The sequence below is a fragment of the Clavibacter sp. MX14-G9D genome (assembly GCF_032917815.1).
GTDB classification, from domain to species: Bacteria; Actinomycetota; Actinomycetes; order Actinomycetales; family Microbacteriaceae; genus Clavibacter; species Clavibacter michiganensis_K.
In genome coordinates, this window is record NZ_JAVCVL010000385.1 from 1 (window position 1) to 1,181 (window position 1,181).

Consider the following 1,181-nt stretch of genomic DNA (forward strand, 5'->3'; position numbering starts at 1 on the left):
CGCGCACGGCGGGCGACTCGTCGCATTCCAGCATCGTCACGGCGGCGGGCGGCGTCGCGTCGTTGACGGCGAGCCACGAGCGCACGCGCTCCGACGTGTCGCCCACGAGCACGGTGAGCACGCTCGGGGGCGCCGTCGGGTTGCGAGCGAGGCACGAGCGCACGCCCTCGTCGGGGTCGTGCGCGAGCGACTGCTGGACGTCGAGCGGCGCGTGACGGCTGCTGGCGACGCTCTCCCGCACCTTCGGGTCGCGGTGCTCGGCGAGCAGGCGCAGCCGGCGGATCTTGCTGGGCGTGATCTCCGGTGCGGGATGCAGGGCCGCGGCCTGCTCCGCGGTGAGGACGGCGGGCGCGGTCCGGTGCAGGGCCTCGAGCTGCGCGGCGGTGGTGAACCTGATGCACGACATCCTCGAACGCTACCCGGAGGAGCGCGTGAGATGGTGGGTCCATGACCGCCGAGCGTCCACCCCAGCCTCCGCTCGGCACCCCGCGCGACAGCGGCGACGCCTGGGTCGAGGGCCCCGAGGGGCAGCGCCACTGGGGCGCGTTCGGCGCGGCGGGCCTCCTCGTGCACGACCCCGATCGCGGCGTCCTGCTCCAGCACCGGGTCGCGTGGAGCCACCACGGCGGCACGTGGGGTCTGCCGGGCGGCGCCCGCCACGCGGGGGAGTCCGCGGTCGACGGCGCCGCGCGTGAGGCGGCCGAGGAGGCGGGGGTCCCACCCGCGGGCATCCGGCCGGTGCTCGCGACCGTCCTCGACCTCGGCTTCTGGAGCTACACCACCGTCACGGCCCGCGTCCTCCGTCCCTTCGAGCCCCGCGTCGCCGACGCCGAGAGCATCGCCCTCCGCTGGGTCCCGGTGGAGGAGGTGGGCGCGTTGCCGCTGCATCCCGGCTTCGGCGGGGCCTGGCCCATGCTGCGCGACGAGCTCGCGCGCGAGGTCACCCTGGTCGTCGACGCGGCGAACCTGCTCGGGTCCCGGCCGGACGGGTGGTGGCGCGACCGCGTCGGATCCACGACCCGCCTCCTCGCCGAGCTCGACGCCCTCGCGCGCGACGGGCTGCCCGCGGCCGAGCTCGGCCTCCCGGGCCACGTCCGGTGGCCCCACGTCGTCGCGGTGGTCGAGGGCGACGCGCGCGGGGCGTCCCTGCCCGCGGCGCCGATGACCGACCCGGCATCCCC

2 protein-coding genes are annotated in these 1,181 nt (G+C 77.1%); one reads left to right on the top strand and one right to left on the bottom strand.

What is annotated here, in order from left to right:
- Positions 1-406, bottom strand: a 406-nt coding sequence (locus Q6969_RS15830) for a hypothetical protein (protein ID WP_317231297.1), incomplete at its 3' end; no start/stop codon positions are given.
- 41 nt (positions 407-447) lie between these two features.
- Here Q6969_RS15830 and Q6969_RS15835 point away from each other — a divergent pair.
- Positions 448-1,181, top strand: a 734-nt coding sequence (locus Q6969_RS15835; protein ID WP_317231298.1) for an NUDIX domain-containing protein, incomplete at its 3' end; no start/stop codon positions are given.